The 14037-nt window shown below is 70.4% G+C and carries 16 protein-coding genes; 9 read left to right on the top strand and 7 right to left on the bottom strand.

The window, feature by feature from the left end; all coding sequences use genetic code 11:
• Position 1 precedes the first annotated feature (1 nt).
• Complete coding sequence (locus R0232_RS27485; protein ID WP_431510144.1) at positions 2-1303, bottom strand: D-amino acid dehydrogenase; 1302 nt, start codon at positions 1301-1303, stop codon at positions 2-4.
• A 129-nt stretch (positions 1304-1432) separates the two neighbouring features.
• Between R0232_RS27485 and R0232_RS27480 the strand changes: the two genes are divergently transcribed.
• Genes R0232_RS27480 through R0232_RS27470 form a run of 3 tightly spaced genes read left to right on the top strand, consistent with a single transcriptional unit; the run spans position 1433 to position 2835 of the window.
• The gene (locus R0232_RS27480; protein ID WP_203202414.1) at positions 1433-1900 is read left to right on the top strand and encodes a winged helix-turn-helix transcriptional regulator; all 468 of its coding nucleotides are present in this window, start codon (positions 1433-1435) and stop codon (positions 1898-1900) included.
• A gap of 24 nt (positions 1901-1924) precedes the next feature.
• A complete protein-coding gene (locus tag R0232_RS27475) occupies positions 1925-2437 on the top strand; it encodes an N-acetyltransferase family protein (RefSeq protein WP_431510143.1) in 513 nt (170 codons plus the stop codon).
• Positions 2434-2835, top strand: coding sequence for an OsmC family protein (locus R0232_RS27470; protein WP_431510142.1), 402 nt, complete (start codon positions 2434-2436; stop codon positions 2833-2835). Before R0232_RS27475 ends, R0232_RS27470 begins: the two co-directional genes overlap by 4 nt.
• A 12-nt stretch (positions 2836-2847) precedes the next feature.
• Here R0232_RS27470 and R0232_RS27465 read toward each other — a convergent pair whose 3' ends face one another.
• The 3 genes from R0232_RS27465 to R0232_RS27455 are packed head-to-tail and all read right to left on the bottom strand — an operon-like array spanning position 2848 to position 4416.
• Positions 2848-3711 carry a serine hydrolase domain-containing protein gene (locus R0232_RS27465; protein WP_431510141.1) on the bottom strand — a complete coding sequence of 288 codons (864 nt, stop codon included), beginning with the start codon at positions 3709-3711 and terminating at the stop codon, positions 2848-2850.
• Positions 3663-4046: a hypothetical protein gene (locus R0232_RS27460; protein WP_431510140.1), complete on the bottom strand. Its 384-nt coding sequence runs from the start codon at positions 4044-4046 to the stop codon at positions 3663-3665. The genes R0232_RS27465 and R0232_RS27460 overlap by 49 nt, the downstream gene beginning before the upstream one ends.
• 10 nt (positions 4047-4056) lie before the next feature.
• Positions 4057-4416: a winged helix-turn-helix transcriptional regulator gene (locus R0232_RS27455; protein WP_296784523.1), complete on the bottom strand. Its 360-nt coding sequence runs from the start codon at positions 4414-4416 to the stop codon at positions 4057-4059.
• 114 nt (positions 4417-4530) lie between these two features.
• On the opposite strand from R0232_RS27455, the gene R0232_RS27450 reads away from it, so the two are divergent.
• A complete protein-coding gene (locus R0232_RS27450) occupies positions 4531-5412 on the top strand; it encodes an NAD(P)-dependent oxidoreductase (protein ID WP_431510139.1) in 882 nt (293 codons plus the stop codon).
• 16 nt (positions 5413-5428) lie between these two features.
• Here the strand turns inward: R0232_RS27450 and R0232_RS27445 are convergent, their stop codons facing one another.
• Positions 5429-6556: an alpha/beta fold hydrolase gene (locus R0232_RS27445; RefSeq protein WP_431510138.1), complete on the bottom strand. Its 1128-nt coding sequence runs from the start codon at positions 6554-6556 to the stop codon at positions 5429-5431.
• Positions 6557-6688: 132 nt separating this feature from the next.
• Here R0232_RS27445 and R0232_RS27440 point away from each other — a divergent pair, with 132 nt between their 5' ends.
• From R0232_RS27440 to lpxO, 3 genes are all read left to right on the top strand, one after another.
• Complete coding sequence (locus R0232_RS27440) at positions 6689-7378, top strand: response regulator (protein WP_057591573.1); 690 nt, start codon at positions 6689-6691, stop codon at positions 7376-7378.
• Complete coding sequence (locus R0232_RS27435; RefSeq protein WP_431510137.1) at positions 7375-8811, top strand: ATP-binding protein; 1437 nt, start codon at positions 7375-7377, stop codon at positions 8809-8811. The genes R0232_RS27440 and R0232_RS27435 overlap by 4 nt, the downstream gene beginning before the upstream one ends.
• A gap of 107 nt (positions 8812-8918) precedes the next feature.
• Positions 8919-9815 (top strand): lipid A hydroxylase LpxO, encoded by an 897-nt coding sequence (lpxO, locus tag R0232_RS27430; protein WP_093340613.1) that lies wholly within the window; start codon positions 8919-8921, stop codon positions 9813-9815.
• Between the two features lie 18 nt (positions 9816-9833).
• On the opposite strand, the gene R0232_RS27425 is transcribed toward lpxO, so the two are convergent.
• Complete coding sequence (locus R0232_RS27425; protein WP_431510136.1) at positions 9834-10517, bottom strand: phosphatase PAP2 family protein; 684 nt, start codon at positions 10515-10517, stop codon at positions 9834-9836.
• A gap of 364 nt (positions 10518-10881) precedes the next feature.
• Here R0232_RS27425 and R0232_RS27420 point away from each other — a divergent pair, with 364 nt between their 5' ends.
• Entirely contained in the window at positions 10882-11565 is a 684-nt protein-coding gene (locus tag R0232_RS27420) for a response regulator (protein ID WP_093340609.1), read from the top strand.
• Positions 11562-12908, top strand: coding sequence for a sensor histidine kinase (locus R0232_RS27415; protein WP_431510135.1), 1347 nt, complete (start codon positions 11562-11564; stop codon positions 12906-12908). Before R0232_RS27420 ends, R0232_RS27415 begins: the two co-directional genes overlap by 4 nt.
• Here the strand turns inward: R0232_RS27415 and R0232_RS27410 are convergent, their stop codons facing one another.
• Positions 12909-14030 (bottom strand): acyltransferase family protein, encoded by a 1122-nt coding sequence (locus R0232_RS27410; protein WP_431510134.1) that lies wholly within the window; start codon positions 14028-14030, stop codon positions 12909-12911.
• Between the last annotated feature and the right edge of the window lie 7 nt (positions 14031-14037).

Raw genomic sequence — 14037 nt, 5'->3', positions numbered from 1 at the left:
TTCAGGCCGTGGCCGGCGAGGTGCTCGGCCGCGCGGTGCGCGAACGGCCCTCTTCGTAACGGTCCATCGCGAGACCGTCGGTCCGGATCTCGGGCCGCTGGCCGGTCACGATGTCGGAGATCAGCTTGCCCGAGCCGCAGGCCATGGTCCAGCCCAGGGTGCCGTGGCCGGTGTTGAGAAACAGATTCGGGTAGCGCGTGGCGCCGACGATCGGGGTGCTGTCGGGCGTCATCGGGCGCAGGCCGGTCCAGAAGCTCGCGCGCGGCAGGTCGCCGCCCGGGAACAGGTCGCTCACCACCTTCTCGAGCGTGGCGCGGCGCTGCGGGTTCAGGCGCAGGTCGAAGCCCGAGAGCTCGGCCATGCCGCCCACGCGGATGCGGTTGTCGAAGCGCGTGACGGCCACCTTGTAGGTCTCGTCGAGCACGGTCGATTGCGGCGCCAGCGATTCGTCGACCAGCGGCACCGTGAGCGAGTAGCCCTTGACCGGGTAGACGGGAATGTCGAGGCCCAGCGAGGCGATGGCCGCGCGCGAATAGCTGCCGAAGGCCATCACGTAGCGGTCGGCCGTGAGCACCTTGCCGGCCGTGGTGCGCACGCCGCTGATGCGGCCGCCCTCGGTCTCGAGCGCCTCCACGCCCTGGCCGAAGCGGAAGTCCACGCCCAGGCCGCGTGCGATCTCGGCCAGGCCGCGCGTGAACAGGTGGCAGTCGCCGGTCTCGTCGTTCGGCAGCCGCAGGCCGCCCGTGAGGCGGTCGCGCGCGCCGGCCAGCGCGGGTTCGACGCGTGCCAGCGCATCGCGGTCGAGCAGTTCGTAGGGCACGCCGCATTCCTCGAGCACCGCGATGTCGCGCTGCACCGCATCGAGCTGCGCCTGGGTGCGAAACAGCTGCAGGGTGCCGCCGGTGCGGTGCTCGTACTGCAAGCCGGTCTCGGCGCGCAGCGCCTGCAGGCAGCCGCGGCTGTACTCGGCCACGCGCATCATGCGTTCCTTGTTGATCGCATAGCGCTCGGGCGAGCAGTTGCGCAGCATCTGCGCCATCCAGCGCAGCTGGAACAGCGTGCCGTCGGGGCGGATCGACAGCGGCGCATGCTTCTGGAACATCCACTTGATCGCCTTCAGCGGAATGCCGGGCGCGGCCCAGGGCGTGGAATAGCCGGGCGACACCTGGCCCGCGTTGCCGAAGCTGGTTTCCTCGGCCGGACCGGCCTGCCGGTCGAGCAGGGTGACGTCGGCGCCCGAGCGCGCGAGGTAGTAGGCCGTGGTGGTGCCGATCACGCCGCCGCCCAGAACGATGACTTTCATGGTGTATCCGCTGATTCGAATGGAATGATGAGAATTTATGCGTCAGAATGAAGTGGATTCCACTGTTTTCAAGCGTTCGGCAGCGGAATCCCCTGTGTAGAACCTTCCTATGCGCCGCGCGGAGTGAAAGTGCCCGAGCTCGACCGAATCGACCGCAAGATCCTCGACCTGCTGCAGCGCCAGGGCCGCATTTCCATGACCGAACTGGCCGAGCGCATCGGCCTGTCGGCCTCGCCCTGCGCCGAGCGCGTCAAGCGCATGGAGCGCGACGGCGTCATCAGCGGCTACCACGCGCGCGTATCGCCCGAGGCGCTGGGCAAGACGCTGCTGGTGTTCGTCGAGATCAAGCTCTCGGCCAAGTCGGGCGACGTGTTCGACAAGGTCAAACAGGAGCTGCTGCACATGCCCGAGGTGCTCGAATGCCACCTGGTGTCGGGCAGTTTCGACTACCTCGTGAAGGCGCGCCTGAGCGGCATGAGCGAATACCGCCACCTGCTCGGCGACATCCTCAAGAAGCTGCCGGTGGCGGCCGAGTCGCACAGCTACGTCGTGATGGAAGAGATCAAGGAAACCCTGATGCTGGCCACCGACCGCTGAAGGCACGGCTACCATCGCCGGCCCATGTCCCAAGACCCGATCACCATCCGCCCCTGGCGTCTCGACGACTTCGACGCCGTCAAGGCCATCCTCGACGACACCTTCGCGAGCACCTGGCTGCCGCAGCTCACGCCCGAGGCCGCGCGCGGCTACCGCGAGAGCGGCGAGCCCGTGGGCTACATCGACGAGATGGGGCCCGAGTTCTTCGTCGCCGAGATCGGCGGCGAGGTGGTCGGCATGGTCCACTGGCAGCGCGACTTCGTGCAGGCGCTGCACGTGCCCGCGGCGCAGCAGCGCAAGGGCATCGCGCGCGCGCTCATGGCCTTCGCCGAAGCCGGCATGCGCGCCGACGGCGTCGAACTCGCGCGGCTCGAGACCGACACCTTCAACACCGCGAGCCAGGGCTTCTACCTCGCGCTCGGTTACCGCGAGGCCGACCGCTATCCCGACCTCGAATGGCACAGCGGCTTCACGACCATCCTCTACGTGAAGCCGCTGGCTCCCCGAATCCCTTCCCACCCAAGGACACCGCCATGAGCATCTCGATCCGCCGCGACGGCACCACCGGCACGCGCCACATCCTCAAGATCCGCAACCACGAGATCGCGGTCGATGCCTCGCCGGCCGGCGGCGGCAACGACGAGGGCCCCGAGCCGCACGACCTCTACGACGCCTCGCTGGCCGCCTGCAAGGCGCTCACCGTGCTGATCTACGCGCGCCGCAAGGGCATCCCGGTCGAGGACATCGAGGTCGTGGTCGACCGCGACGACAGCGAGGAGCGCAAGGGCATCTACCGGCTCGACTCGACGCTGCGCGTGAGCGGCAACCTCAGCGACGCGCAGCGCGACGAGCTGCTGCGCGTGGCGGGCAAGTGCCCGGTGCACAAGCTCATGACCGAGGTGAAGACCGAGATCCAGACGAACTGGGCGGCTTGACTCCCGGGGCGGTCAGCGCAGCACGCGCCAGGCCCGCACCGCGCGCAGCAGCGACCACAGGCCGGCCTCGGCCGGCACCTTCTTCTCGTTGAAGGACACGGCGATGTAGAGGTCGTCGGCCGGCACGTAGGCGACCACGCTCGTGAAGCCCTCGATGCCGCCGCTGTGGCCCAGCATCAGGCCCGGCCCGTCGGGCACGTCGTAGAGCTGCACGCCCATGCCGTACGAGGCATTGCCGCCGCTGTAGGGGCCGAGCATCGCGGGCATGTCGCCGAACATGCGCCGCACCGTGGCCACCGGCAGTACGCGGCCGCCGAGCAGCGCATGCCAGAAGCGCACGAGGTCGCCCGCGGTCGAGGCCAGCGCGCCCGCTGCATAGGGCGTGGCGTACTGGTCGGGCGCATCGACCGGGCGGCCGGCCGCGTGGCCGCTGACCACCGGCAATTCGACGCCGGGCCGGCGCATCGTGGTGTGAGTCAGCGCGAGCGGGCCGATCAGCCGCTTCGCCAGCACCTGCTCGAAGGACGCGCCCTCGAGTCGCTCGACGATGGTGCCGAGCATCGCGTAGCCGGTGTTGCTGTAGCTCCAGTTCGTGCCGGGGCAGAACTGCGGCTTCTGCGCGAGGCCCAGCGCGATGATCTCCGCGGGCGGCCGGTACTTCGTGCCGAAGTCGGGCAGCGCATTGAAGCTCACGAGGCCGCTGGTGTGGCGCAGCAGGTGCTCGATGGTGACGAGCCCGGCGTTGGGCGCCTCGGGGAACCAGCGCGCGATGCTGTCGTCGAGCGCGAGCCGGCGTTCCTCCACGAGCTGCAGCACGATCGCGGCGGTCAGCGTCTTGGCCGTGCTCGCGACCTGGAAGCCCTGGTCGGGCCGCACCGGCTCGCGCGGCTCGGTGCGCGCCAGGCCGCGGGTCGCCCGCCAGCTGCCTTCGCCGGCATCGCGACCGCCACGCTCGCGGCCGGCACATGCTGCAGCATCCTGTCGAGCGCATCGCCGAGGCTCTGCTGCAAGTCGGCGGGCAGCTCGCCGTCGATCGCGCGGCCGAAGTCGCGCTGCCAGATGGCATCGGGCGCGGAACGCCGCGGCGGGCCTGCATAAGGGGCGCCGGCCGCGCAGCCCGCGTCGGCCCGCGCGCTGCCCCAGGGCAGGGCCATCGCGATCATCGTGGCCAGTGCGTTGCGGCGCGCCGGGTCGTTCAGCGTCGTCCTCATCCGATCTCCCTCAGCCCTGCTTGGCCGCTTCCGACTGCTTGCGCGCGGCCTCCACGCGCTTGGCGTAGCGGTCGCCCCAATCGGCGAGCGGGCCGAGCGCCGCGTTGAGCGTGGCGCCCAGCTTGGTCTCCGAATACTCGACGCGCGGCGGCACCTCGTGGAACACCTCGCGCGCGACGATGCCGTCGGTCTCGAGCTCGCGCAGCTGCTGGATCAGCATCTTCTCGCTGATGCCCGGCAGCATGCGCCGCAGCTCGCCGAAGCGGCGCGGCTGCAGGTGCAGTTCCCAGAGAATCAGCGCCTTCCATTTGCCGCCGATGACTTCGAACGCGGGGCCGATGCCGCAGACGTAGGGCTTCTTCGCTGCCATGCCGTTCTCCAATACTGACATTTTGGTAAGTACCGCACTTTATCGTAGGTACTTGACCATCGGGAGGTGCGATTTCTACCATGCAGCCATCGTCAATCCTTTTCGGAACACCCCATGAGCAGCAAGCAGAAGATCACCGTCATCGGCCTCGGTTCGATGGGCGCCACCATCGCGCGCCTCTACCTCGAACAGGGCCACGAAGTCACGGTCTGGAACCGCAGCGCCGACAAGGCCGCGCCGCTGGTCGTCCAGGGCGCGGTGCTGGCCGACAGCGCCGCCGCCGCGGTGCGCGCGAGCCGCGTGGTGCTGATGTGCGTCTACGACTACCGCGCGGCCGATGCGATCCTCGGCGCCGAGGGCGTGGCCGCCGCGATGGACGGCCGGCTGCTGGTGCAGCTCACGACCGGCAGCCCGCGGGATGCGCGCGATGCGCAGGCCTGGGCGCAGCGCCACGGCGCCACCTTCCTCGAGGGCGCGATCCAGGCCGCGCCCGAGCAGATGGGCCAGGGCGACACGCCGATCCTGATGTCGGGCGACGAGCCGGTGTTCCGTGCCGTCGAGCCGCTGCTCGCGGTGCTCGGCGGCGGCATCGTCTACCTGGGCGAGAAGATCAGCAATGCCGCGGCCATGGACCTCGCAACGCTCTCGACCATCTACGGCACGATGCTGGGCTTCCTGCACGGCGCGCGCGTGGCCGAGTCGGAGGGCTTCGACGTGGCCGAGTTCGGGCGCATCATCGCGGGCATCATGCCGACCTTCGCGGGCTTCCTGCAGCACGAGGGCGCGGTCATCCAGTCGGGCGACTTCAAGATCTCGCAGAGCCCGATGCGGATCTCGGTCGAGGCCACGCAGCGCATCCTGCAGACGGCGCGCGAGAGCGGCATCAACAGCGAGTTCCCGGCCTTCGCGGCCGGCCTGTTCCAGCGCGCCGATGCCGCGGGGCTCGGCGGCGAGGAACTGGCCGCGCTGATCAAGCTGCTGCGCGCGCCGATTTGACGCCACCGGCCGGCCCTCAGGCCCAGCGCATCGCCTCGATGGCGCGCACCAGCTCGGCCTCGCGCTCGATGAAGAAGTCGCCGTGGCAGGCGTCCTCGAACACGATCTGGTGCTGGGTCTTCAGTGCCGCCATGAGGCGGGCCGCGTCGTCGACGCGCACGTAGCGAATCACGCGCAGGTAGGCCGCCGCATCCTTCAGCGTGGCCGCGTCCAGCGTCTCGGGCAGCGCGGGGAAGATGTCGCGGATGTCGCCCGGCATCGCGGTCACGACGAGAGCGGGCGCTCGCACCGGCGCGTAGTCGGGCGAGAAGGCATGGCTCGCGGTCTCCATCGCGGCGGCCACCGCGGCGGGCGTGTTGAGGCGCACGCTGCCGTCGGGCTGCAGGTCGAGCTGGTCGCGCAGGTTGGCCTCCAGCGGCGCCGACCAGTGGCGCACGGTGCGCCGCGCGTAGGCGAGCGCCGCCTCCATCGAGGCGCCGTCCTCCTCGCGCGGCACCGGTTCGCGGAACAGCCGGTTCTCGGGCACGGGCAGGCCGCCGGTGGCGGGGTCGCGCGTGTGGTCGAAGGTGGCATCGATGTAGACCAGCCCGCGCACGCGCTGCGGATGCCGGCCCGCGAAGCGCGTGAGCTCGTTGCCCGCGATCGAATGGCCCGCGAGCACCACGCGGTCGAGGCCGAGCCCGTCGAGCAGCGCATGCAGGTCGGCCACCAGCGTGTCGACCTCGTAGTGCTGGGTGGCGGTGCGCACCGGCAGCGGCTTGTCCGACTGGCCGTAGCCGCGCCGGCTCACCGCGATCACGCGCGAACGCGGCGCGAGCGCATGGGCCAGGCCGTCGAAGACGTAGGCATTGGCGCCCAGCCCCGGCAGCAGCACGATGGTCGGGCCGCGGCAGTTGTCGCATTGCCAGTCGCGCACGTGCAGCGAGACATCGTGCGCCACCTTCACGCGGCGGTCGGTCACCGACACCACGGTCGGGCCGGCGGGCGGAACGATCGACGGGCTGCCCGGATGGCTGCTGCCGCCGCAGCCGCCGAGGGTGACGAGGCAGCCGAGGCCCGAGAGCGAGACGGCCGAGGGCCAGGCCAGCGCGGCGCGCAGGAAGGCGCGCCGCGGCGGGAAGAAGAGGGGATGGAACCGGGGCATGGCGGGCAGTGTGGGCACGCGACCTGAAGCCAGCCTGTGGCCTTCATGAAGGAATCCTGAAGTCGTCGAACGCCGCTTGGCAGATACTTCCCGCTCCCCAGGTGCCGGGCGGCGCACCGCACGGAGACTGTCATGAATCTTTTGCTCGTGGAGGACGACCTCGAACTCGGCAACGGCGTGCGCATCGCGCTCGCCAACCAGGGCATGGACGTGGTCTGGGTGCGCCGTCTCGACGACGCCATCCGCACCCTCGACAGCGGTGCCTTCGACATGGTGCTGCTCGACCTCGGCCTGCCCGACGGCGACGGCATCGAGTTGCTGCTGCGCCTGCGCCGCGAGCGCCAGATCCTGCCGGTGCTCGTGCTGAGCGCGCGCGACGCGCTCAACGACCGGCTGCGCAGCCTCGACGACGGCGCCGACGACTACCTGGTCAAGCCCTTCGCGCTGGCCGAGCTGCTGTCGCGCGTGCGCGCGCTCGCGCGCCGCAGCTACGGCTTCGACGACGAGACCATCCGCATGCGCGGCCTGGCGCTGCACGAGCCCACGCGCGGCGTGCTGGTCGACGGCCAGCAGGTGGAGCTCTCGCGCTGCGAGTTCGACCTGCTCGCGCTGCTGCTCAAGCGCACCGGCCGCGTGGTCACGCGCCGCGTGATGGAGGAACAGGTGCTGCCGGGCGGCCCGGGCATCGGCAGCAATTCGCTCGAGGTCCACATCTCGAACCTGCGCCGCAAGATCGGCCAGGGCTACATCCGCACCGTGCGCGGCATCGGCTACGTGGTCGACGCCCAGTCGCTGGCGCGCGCCGGCAGCCCGCGCGCATGATCCGAACCGCGCTGCGCTTCATCGGGCGGGTGATCCAGCCCTCGCTGATGCGCAGGCTGGTGCTGGCGCAGATGGCGGTGGTGGCCGCGCTGTGGACGCTGATCGTCGGGCTGCTGTTCTACGACTCCTACAAGGACCCGGAGCTGCTGCGCTTCAGCAAGATCTACGAGAGCGTGGCGGCGATCGCCATCAACCTGGCCGACGACCCGAAGCGCCAGTACGACACCCTGCATGCCTTCGACCTCGCGCTGCTCGAGACCGCGAGCGACGGCAACGCCGAATCCGACACCTCGCCGATGCTGCAGGTGTGGCAGCGCGGCAAGCTGATCTACCGCACCACCGATGCGGTGCCCGAGATCGTCAACAGCGTGCCCGACCTGATCGAGACGGTGCACGTGGGCGGGCGCGAATGGCGCGCGCGCACGCTGCATGCGCCGCAGTTCGACACCCGCGTGATGATCGCCGAGCCCGGCATCTGGCGGCTGGTGGTCAACATCACCTACCGCGGCTACTACCTGCTGCCGCTGCTTGTGAGTCTGCCCTTCCTGGTGGTGCCGGCCTGGCTCACGGTGCGGCTCGCGCTGCGGCCCTGGCGCCGCGTGAGCCGCGAGACCTCCGAGCGCGGGCCGGCCGACCTCACGCCGCTGTCGTACCGGCCGCCGCACCGTGAGCTGCAGCCGCTGGTGCAGAGCATCAACACCCTGCTGCAGCGGGTGCGCGACAGCACCACGCGCGAGCGCAGCCTGATCGCCGACGCGGCCCACGAGCTGCGCACGCCGCTGGCCGCGATGCGCGTGAACGTGGAGGCGCTGAAGGCGCAGAGCATCGATTCCGGGCAGCGCGAGCTGATGGGCAACCTGCTGCGCAGCAACGACCGCGCGACCCGGCTGGTGGGCCAGCTGCTGCAGCTCATGCGCAGCGACGCCGTGTCCGATGCCGCGCTGCCGGTGGCGCTGTCGCTCGATGCGCTGGTGCAGGACCGGCTCGCGATGATCGAGGGCGTGGCGCATGCGCGCGGCGTCGAGCTCGAACTGGCCTGCGCGGGCGAGGTGCCGGTGCTCGGCGAGCGCGAGAGCCTGGTGTCGATGGTCGACAACCTGGTGGACAACGCCATCAAGTACAGCCCCCGCCGCAGCGTGGTGAAGGTGCAGGTGGCGCGCGAGCAGGGCCATGCGGTGCTGCGCGTGGCCGACCAGGGGCCCGGCATCCCGCCCGGCCTGCGCGAGCGGGTGTTCGACCGCTTCTTCCGCAGCCCGGGCCAGACCCAGAGCGGCAGCGGGCTCGGGCTGGCGATCGTCAAGTCGGTGGTCGACAAGCATGGCGGCACCGTGGCGCTCGAGACCGGCGCCGGCGGGCGCGGGCTGCTGGCGGTGGTGCGGCTGCCGCTGGCGGTCGAGGGGCAGGAGCAGCCGATGCTCGAGGGCCGCACTTGAGGCGCGGAGCCGTTTTGGGGGCCAAAACCCGCGTCAGGCTCGTCGAAGTGTGAAGAATTAAACTAGCGGGTGCTCTCCAGCGCTCCCCCCGAACAGGACACTCTCACATGAAGTGGGTCATTCTCGCCATCTTCGCGCTCAGTGCGCTCTACGTGCATTTCCGCGGCCAGGTGCGCCATCGTTTCTTCCGCCAGCTGTCGGACCACTCGACCTTCCTCGCGCCGCTCAACGTGTTCATGTACCTTTTCTCGAAGGTGCCGAGCACGCCGTACCTGTCGCCCAAGGAATTCCCCGAGATGCGCGTGCTCGAGGAGAACTGGGAGGTCATCCGCGAGGAGGCGCTCGCGATGCGCAACGGCGGCAGCATCAAGGCCTCGAGCCAGTTCAACGACGTGGGCTTCAACTCCTTCTTCAAGAGCGGCTGGAAGCGCTTCTACCTCAAGTGGTACGACGAGGCCCATCCCTCGGCCGCGGTGCTGTGCCCGCGCACGACCGAACTGCTGCGCGGCATCGGCACCATCAAGGCCGCGATGTTCGCCGAGCTGCCGCCCGGCAGCCGGCTGGTGCGCCATCGCGATCCCTTCGCGGGTTCGTTGCGCTACCACCTGGGCCTGTGGACGCCGGGCGTGGAGGGCTGCTACATCGACGTCGACGGCCAGCGCTACCACTGGCGCGACGGCGAATCGGTGGTGTTCGACGAGACCTACATCCACTATGCCGAGAACACCACCGACCACGACCGCGTGATCCTGTTCTGCGACATCGAGCGTCCGCTCAAGTACCGCTGGGCCAGCGCCGTCAACCGCTGGTTCGCGAAGAACCTGCTGGCCGCGGCCAGCTCGCCCAACGATGCCGGCGACAAGACCGGCGGCATCAACCGCGCCTTCAAGTACATCTACCAGATCCGCGTGATCGGCAAGCGCCTCAAGGCCTGGGACAAGCGCGTGTACTACCTCGTGAAGTGGGCGATCTTCGGCGGCCTCGCGCTCTGGATCTTCTGGTGATGAAGGCCGGGCGCGGCCTCAGGCGCCCACCAGGATCAGCCGTCGCCGCGCCGGTCCGGTGATCCAGCTCATGAACCCCGCCAGCGCCGTGCCGCCGAGCACGTCGAGCAGCACGTGCTGGCGCGTGGCCAGCGTCGAATAGACGATCCCCGCCGCCCACAGCCAGTTGAGCGCCAGCACCCAGCCGGGCGCGTCCACGCTGCGCAGCTGGCGCGTCATCAGCACGGCCGTGAACACCGCGAAGGACACGTGCAGCGAGGGGAAGGCATTGCCGCCCGCGTCGGTGCTCTTGAGGAACTGCAGCGAGGGGTACTGCGTCCAGTCGACCGCGAACACCGGCACCACGGTCGGAAAGAGCCAGAACACCGCGAGCCCGATGGCGGCCATCAGCGCCGCGGCCTGCGCGTGCAGCAGCAGCTCGGCACGGTCCTTGGCCAGGGCAGGCGCGAGGCCCACGTAGAGCCACAGCGAGGCGTAGAGCGGCAGCGCGTCCTCGCTCAGCGGCACCCAGTGGTCGACGGCCGTGAGCGGCATCGTGAGCGGCAGGCCGAGCGGGTGGTGCATGACCCAGAAATACAGCACGAAGAAGCCCGAGATGCCGAGCGTGGTGCCGAGCATCTTGGTGACCCAGAGCGTGGCGATGCGCCGCGCCAGCGCCGCGTGCCATGGGGTCCTGACGGGGCGGGACGAGAGGGGTGTCACCTGGGCTCCCTGGATGGATGAACCGGCCAGGGTAGGCGCTGGCATTGCGTGAACATTACGGGGCACGCCAGGGGCCGGCCTCTAGGGTCTGTTCACGCTATGCAAGGGGTCGCGTTGCCCCGCAAAGGGGCTGGATGCAAGGCGCCCGCGCGCAGCAAGGCTGATGCCTTGCAAGCGCGGGCAACGCCGCAGACGGCCCCTTTGCGGGGCAACCCGGAGGGAAGCTCGCCAGAGCCCGCCCCTCGGCGTTGCGCTCCTAGCGTGTGCGGACGCACACGCGGCGTCGCGCGCCTTGATGGGCGGGCTCTGGCGAGCTTCGCGGCCCCTTGCATAGCGTGAACAGACCCTAGAATTCCCGCCCGATATGAGAATCCTGCTGGTCGAAGACGAAGCCGAACTCGCGCAGGCGCTGGCGGCGGCACTGCGCCAGAACCAGGCGGTGGTCGACGTGGCGGGTTCGCTGCGCGAGGCACAGGACGCGGTGCTCGCGGGCCAGCACGAGGTGATCGTGCTCGATCGCGGCCTGCCCGATGGCGACGGTCTCAGCCTGATCGAGTTCCTGCGCGCCAACGGGATCGCGGCCGCGGTGCTGGTGCTCACCGCGATGGCCGACATCTCCGAACGCGTGCTGAGCCTCGACGGCGGCGCCGACGACTACCTCGCCAAGCCCTTCTCGATGGACGAGCTGATGGCGCGCGTGCGCGCGCTCGCGCGGCGTCCCGCGCTGCGCGCCAACCCGGTCACCGCGCTGGCGCGGCTGCAGTTCGATCACCTGCAGCGGCAGGCGCATGTCGATGCGCAGAGCCTGCTGCTCACGCGGCGCGAGCTGCTGGTGCTCGAGGCCCTGCTCGAGCAGCGCGGGCGCACCGTGCTGCGCGAATCGCTGCACGACCGCGTCTACGGGCAGGAGGGCGACATCCATTCGAACGCGCTCGACACCCATGTCTCGCGCCTGCGTTCCAAGCTCGACAAGGCCGGCGCCCAGGTCGAGATCCACGCCATCCGCGGCGTGGGCTACCTGCTGTGCGCGGCGCCGGGCGCCGCATGAAGCTGCTGTCGCTGCGCTGGCAGCTGATCTGGAGCCTGATCCTGCTGCAGGTGGTGGTGGGGCTGCTGGTGATGGGCGGCTTCATCGGCCTGGCCTGGGTGCTGGGCCGGGTGGTCGACGAGACCGGCGAGGAGACGGTACGCGTGATCCGCGATGCGGTCGTGCGCGCGGGCGACGGCGCACTCGTGCTCGCGCCCACGCCCGAGTTCGAACAGCTGCGCGGCAACGCCGGCGCGGGCCTGTGGTTCATCGTGCGCGATGCGCAGGGCCACCAGCTCGTGCAGGGCGAGGTGCCCGAGCGCTACCTCGGCCTGGCCGGACGCTTCGACGGCATCGACCGCGTGTGGATCGATCTCGCCACCAGCAACGGCCAGCCGAAGGCGCGCTTCGAGCGCGTCGAGACGCGCGCCGGACCGGTCGCGATGATGGTCCAGACCGGCAGCCCGCTGTCGATGAAGAGCACGCTGCGCGGCACCGGCGTGGCCTTCCTGTTCCTGGTGGCGCCGATGGCGCTGGTCACCTGCCTCGGCGTGATCCTCGCGACGCCCTTCGTGGTGAAGCGCGGGCTCAAGGGGCTGATCGCCACCGCCGCGCATGCCGAGAGCATCGACGTGCACGAGCGCACCACGCGGCTGCCGCTCGACGGCGTGGCCGGCGAGATCCGGCCGCTGGTCAATGCCGTGAACCGCGCCTTCGACCGGCTCAACGAGGGCTACGACCGGCAGGAGCGCTTCCTGGCCGACGCGGCGCACGAACTGCGCACGCCGATCACCATCCTGCAGATCCGCCTCGAGGGGCTGCCCAACGATCCGCTCAAGGTCAAGCTGATGCAGGCCTCGGCGCGCCTGGCGACGCTGGCCGAGCAGCTGCTCGACCTGCAGCGGCTCGACGGCGTGGTGGTGCAGGCGCAGCAGGTGGACCTGAAGGCGCTGTGCGAGCGCGTGGCGGCCGACCTCGCGCCGCTCGCGATCATGAACCGCTGCAGCCTGTCGGTCGATGCGCCGCTGGCGATCGTGGTCGGCGGCGATGCACCCTCGCTCGAGCGCGCGCTGACCAACCTGATCCAGAACGCGATCGAGCACGGCGGGCAGGGCTGCGACATCCAGGTGCGGCTGTGCGAGCCCTTGTGCATCGAGGTGCTCGACTCGGGGCCCGGCATTCCCGAGTCGGAACGCGAGCGCGTGGTCGAGCCCTTCCACCGGCTGGTGCCGCGCGGGCGCGGCGCCGGGCTCGGGCTGCACCTCGTGGCCGAGGTGGCGCACCTGCACCGCGGGCGGCTCACCATCGGCAGCAACGACACGGGCGGCGCGCGGATGCGGCTGGAGCTGAACCTCGGGACCTGATCAGGTCTTGCGCAGCCAGCGGTTGCAGGGCTCGGAGAAGCCTCGTGCCACCACCTGGCCCAGCAGCCCCGACACCGCCAGCAGCACGAGATACCCGAGCGGAATCCACGTCGCCGACAGGCCCGATTGCTGGAACCACCAGGCACCGGGAATCACCACGAACATGTGGCTCAGGTAGACCTCGTAGCTGTGGCGCCCGAACCAGCGCAGCGGCGCCGCGGCCGCGCCCGCGCACCAGCGCCAGGGCTGCCAGTGCGTCGCCACCAGCAGCAGCGCGAGGCCCAGTTCGAGCAGCGTGACCTGCAGGCCGAAGCGCGTGAGGCCGAGCTGGAACACCTCGCGCCGGAAGCAGAACACGCCCGCCACCAGCAGCGCGCCCGCGGCCAGCAGCAGCCGGCGCACGATGACCGAGGGCGCGCGCGGCACGCGGTGCGCGAGCAGCGCCGCGAGGCAGCCGAAGGCGATGCCGTCCATGCCCGAGAGGTAGGCGTGGTCCTGCCACAGCTCGTTGTCGCTCCACACGCTGCGCGCCAGCGGCCCGAGCGCGATCGGCACCAGCATCAGCAGCGCGAAGCGGCGCTCGCCGCGCGCGAGCAGGCACAGCCATGGAAAGCCCAGGTAGAAGGCCTCCTCGACCGAGAGCGACCACAGCACGCCCCAGGGGCCGGGCAGGTAGCCGACCTGCGCCTCGAGCCAGTTGAGGTGCAGGCCCAGCGCCGCGAGCAGCGCGCGCGGCAGCGAGACCTTCGCTGTGTCGAGCGCGAACCAGGCGCTGCCCGCGAGATGCAGCACGCTCAGTACCGCGAGCAGCAGCACGAGGCTCGGCAGGATGCGCGCCGCGCGCAGGCGGTAGAAGGCACCGGGCGGCACGCGCGACAGCTGGCCCCAGCGGCGCAGCGAGGCGCTCGTGATCAGGTAGCCCGACACCACGAAGAACGCGATCACCGCGTAGTAGCCGCTCCTGAACAGGATGCCCTGCAGGCGCGGCCCGAGCGCCTGCGCGAGCTCGGGCGGACCGAAGGGCAGGCGCAGGTTCGCATGCAGCAGGATCACGAAGACCACCAGCAGGCCGCGCAGCAGGTCGACGTGCGGCAGGCGGGGCAGGGCATCGGAGCGGACCATCGCGGCG

It is taken from the genome of Variovorax sp. DAIF25, from assembly GCF_050711835.1.
GTDB lineage: Bacteria > Pseudomonadota > Gammaproteobacteria > Burkholderiales > Burkholderiaceae_C > Variovorax.
Note: the sequence above shows the minus strand (reverse complement) of the source record. Positions and strands in the feature narration are given on the sequence as shown.

What these genes read in the sequence shown, in the direction of transcription:
- R0232_RS27485 (WP_431510144.1), bottom strand. Translation starts at nt 1,303, where the DNA reads ATGAAAGTCATCGTTCTGGGCGGCGGCGTGATCGGCACCACCACGGCC.
- R0232_RS27475 (WP_431510143.1), top strand. Translation starts at nt 1,925, where the DNA reads ATGTCCCAAGACCCGATCACCATCCGCCCCTGGCGTCTCGACGACTTC.
- R0232_RS27470 (WP_431510142.1), top strand. Translation starts at nt 2,434, where the DNA reads ATGAGCATCTCGATCCGCCGCGACGGCACCACCGGCACGCGCCACATC.
- R0232_RS27460 (WP_431510140.1), bottom strand. Translation starts at nt 4,046, where the DNA reads ATGAGGACGACGCTGAACGACCCGGCGCGCCGCAACGCACTGGCCACG.
- R0232_RS27455 (WP_296784523.1), bottom strand. Translation starts at nt 4,416, where the DNA reads ATGGCAGCGAAGAAGCCCTACGTCTGCGGCATCGGCCCCGCGTTCGAA.
- R0232_RS27450 (WP_431510139.1), top strand. Translation starts at nt 4,531, where the DNA reads ATGAGCAGCAAGCAGAAGATCACCGTCATCGGCCTCGGTTCGATGGGC.
- R0232_RS27445 (WP_431510138.1), bottom strand. Translation starts at nt 6,556, where the DNA reads ATGCCCCGGTTCCATCCCCTCTTCTTCCCGCCGCGGCGCGCCTTCCTG.
- R0232_RS27440 (WP_057591573.1), top strand. Translation starts at nt 6,689, where the DNA reads ATGAATCTTTTGCTCGTGGAGGACGACCTCGAACTCGGCAACGGCGTG.
- R0232_RS27435 (WP_431510137.1), top strand. Translation starts at nt 7,375, where the DNA reads ATGATCCGAACCGCGCTGCGCTTCATCGGGCGGGTGATCCAGCCCTCG.
- lpxO (WP_093340613.1), top strand. Translation starts at nt 8,919, where the DNA reads ATGAAGTGGGTCATTCTCGCCATCTTCGCGCTCAGTGCGCTCTACGTG.
- R0232_RS27420 (WP_093340609.1), top strand. Translation starts at nt 10,882, where the DNA reads ATGAGAATCCTGCTGGTCGAAGACGAAGCCGAACTCGCGCAGGCGCTG.
- R0232_RS27415 (WP_431510135.1), top strand. Translation starts at nt 11,562, where the DNA reads ATGAAGCTGCTGTCGCTGCGCTGGCAGCTGATCTGGAGCCTGATCCTG.
- R0232_RS27410 (WP_431510134.1), bottom strand. Translation starts at nt 14,030, where the DNA reads ATGGTCCGCTCCGATGCCCTGCCCCGCCTGCCGCACGTCGACCTGCTG.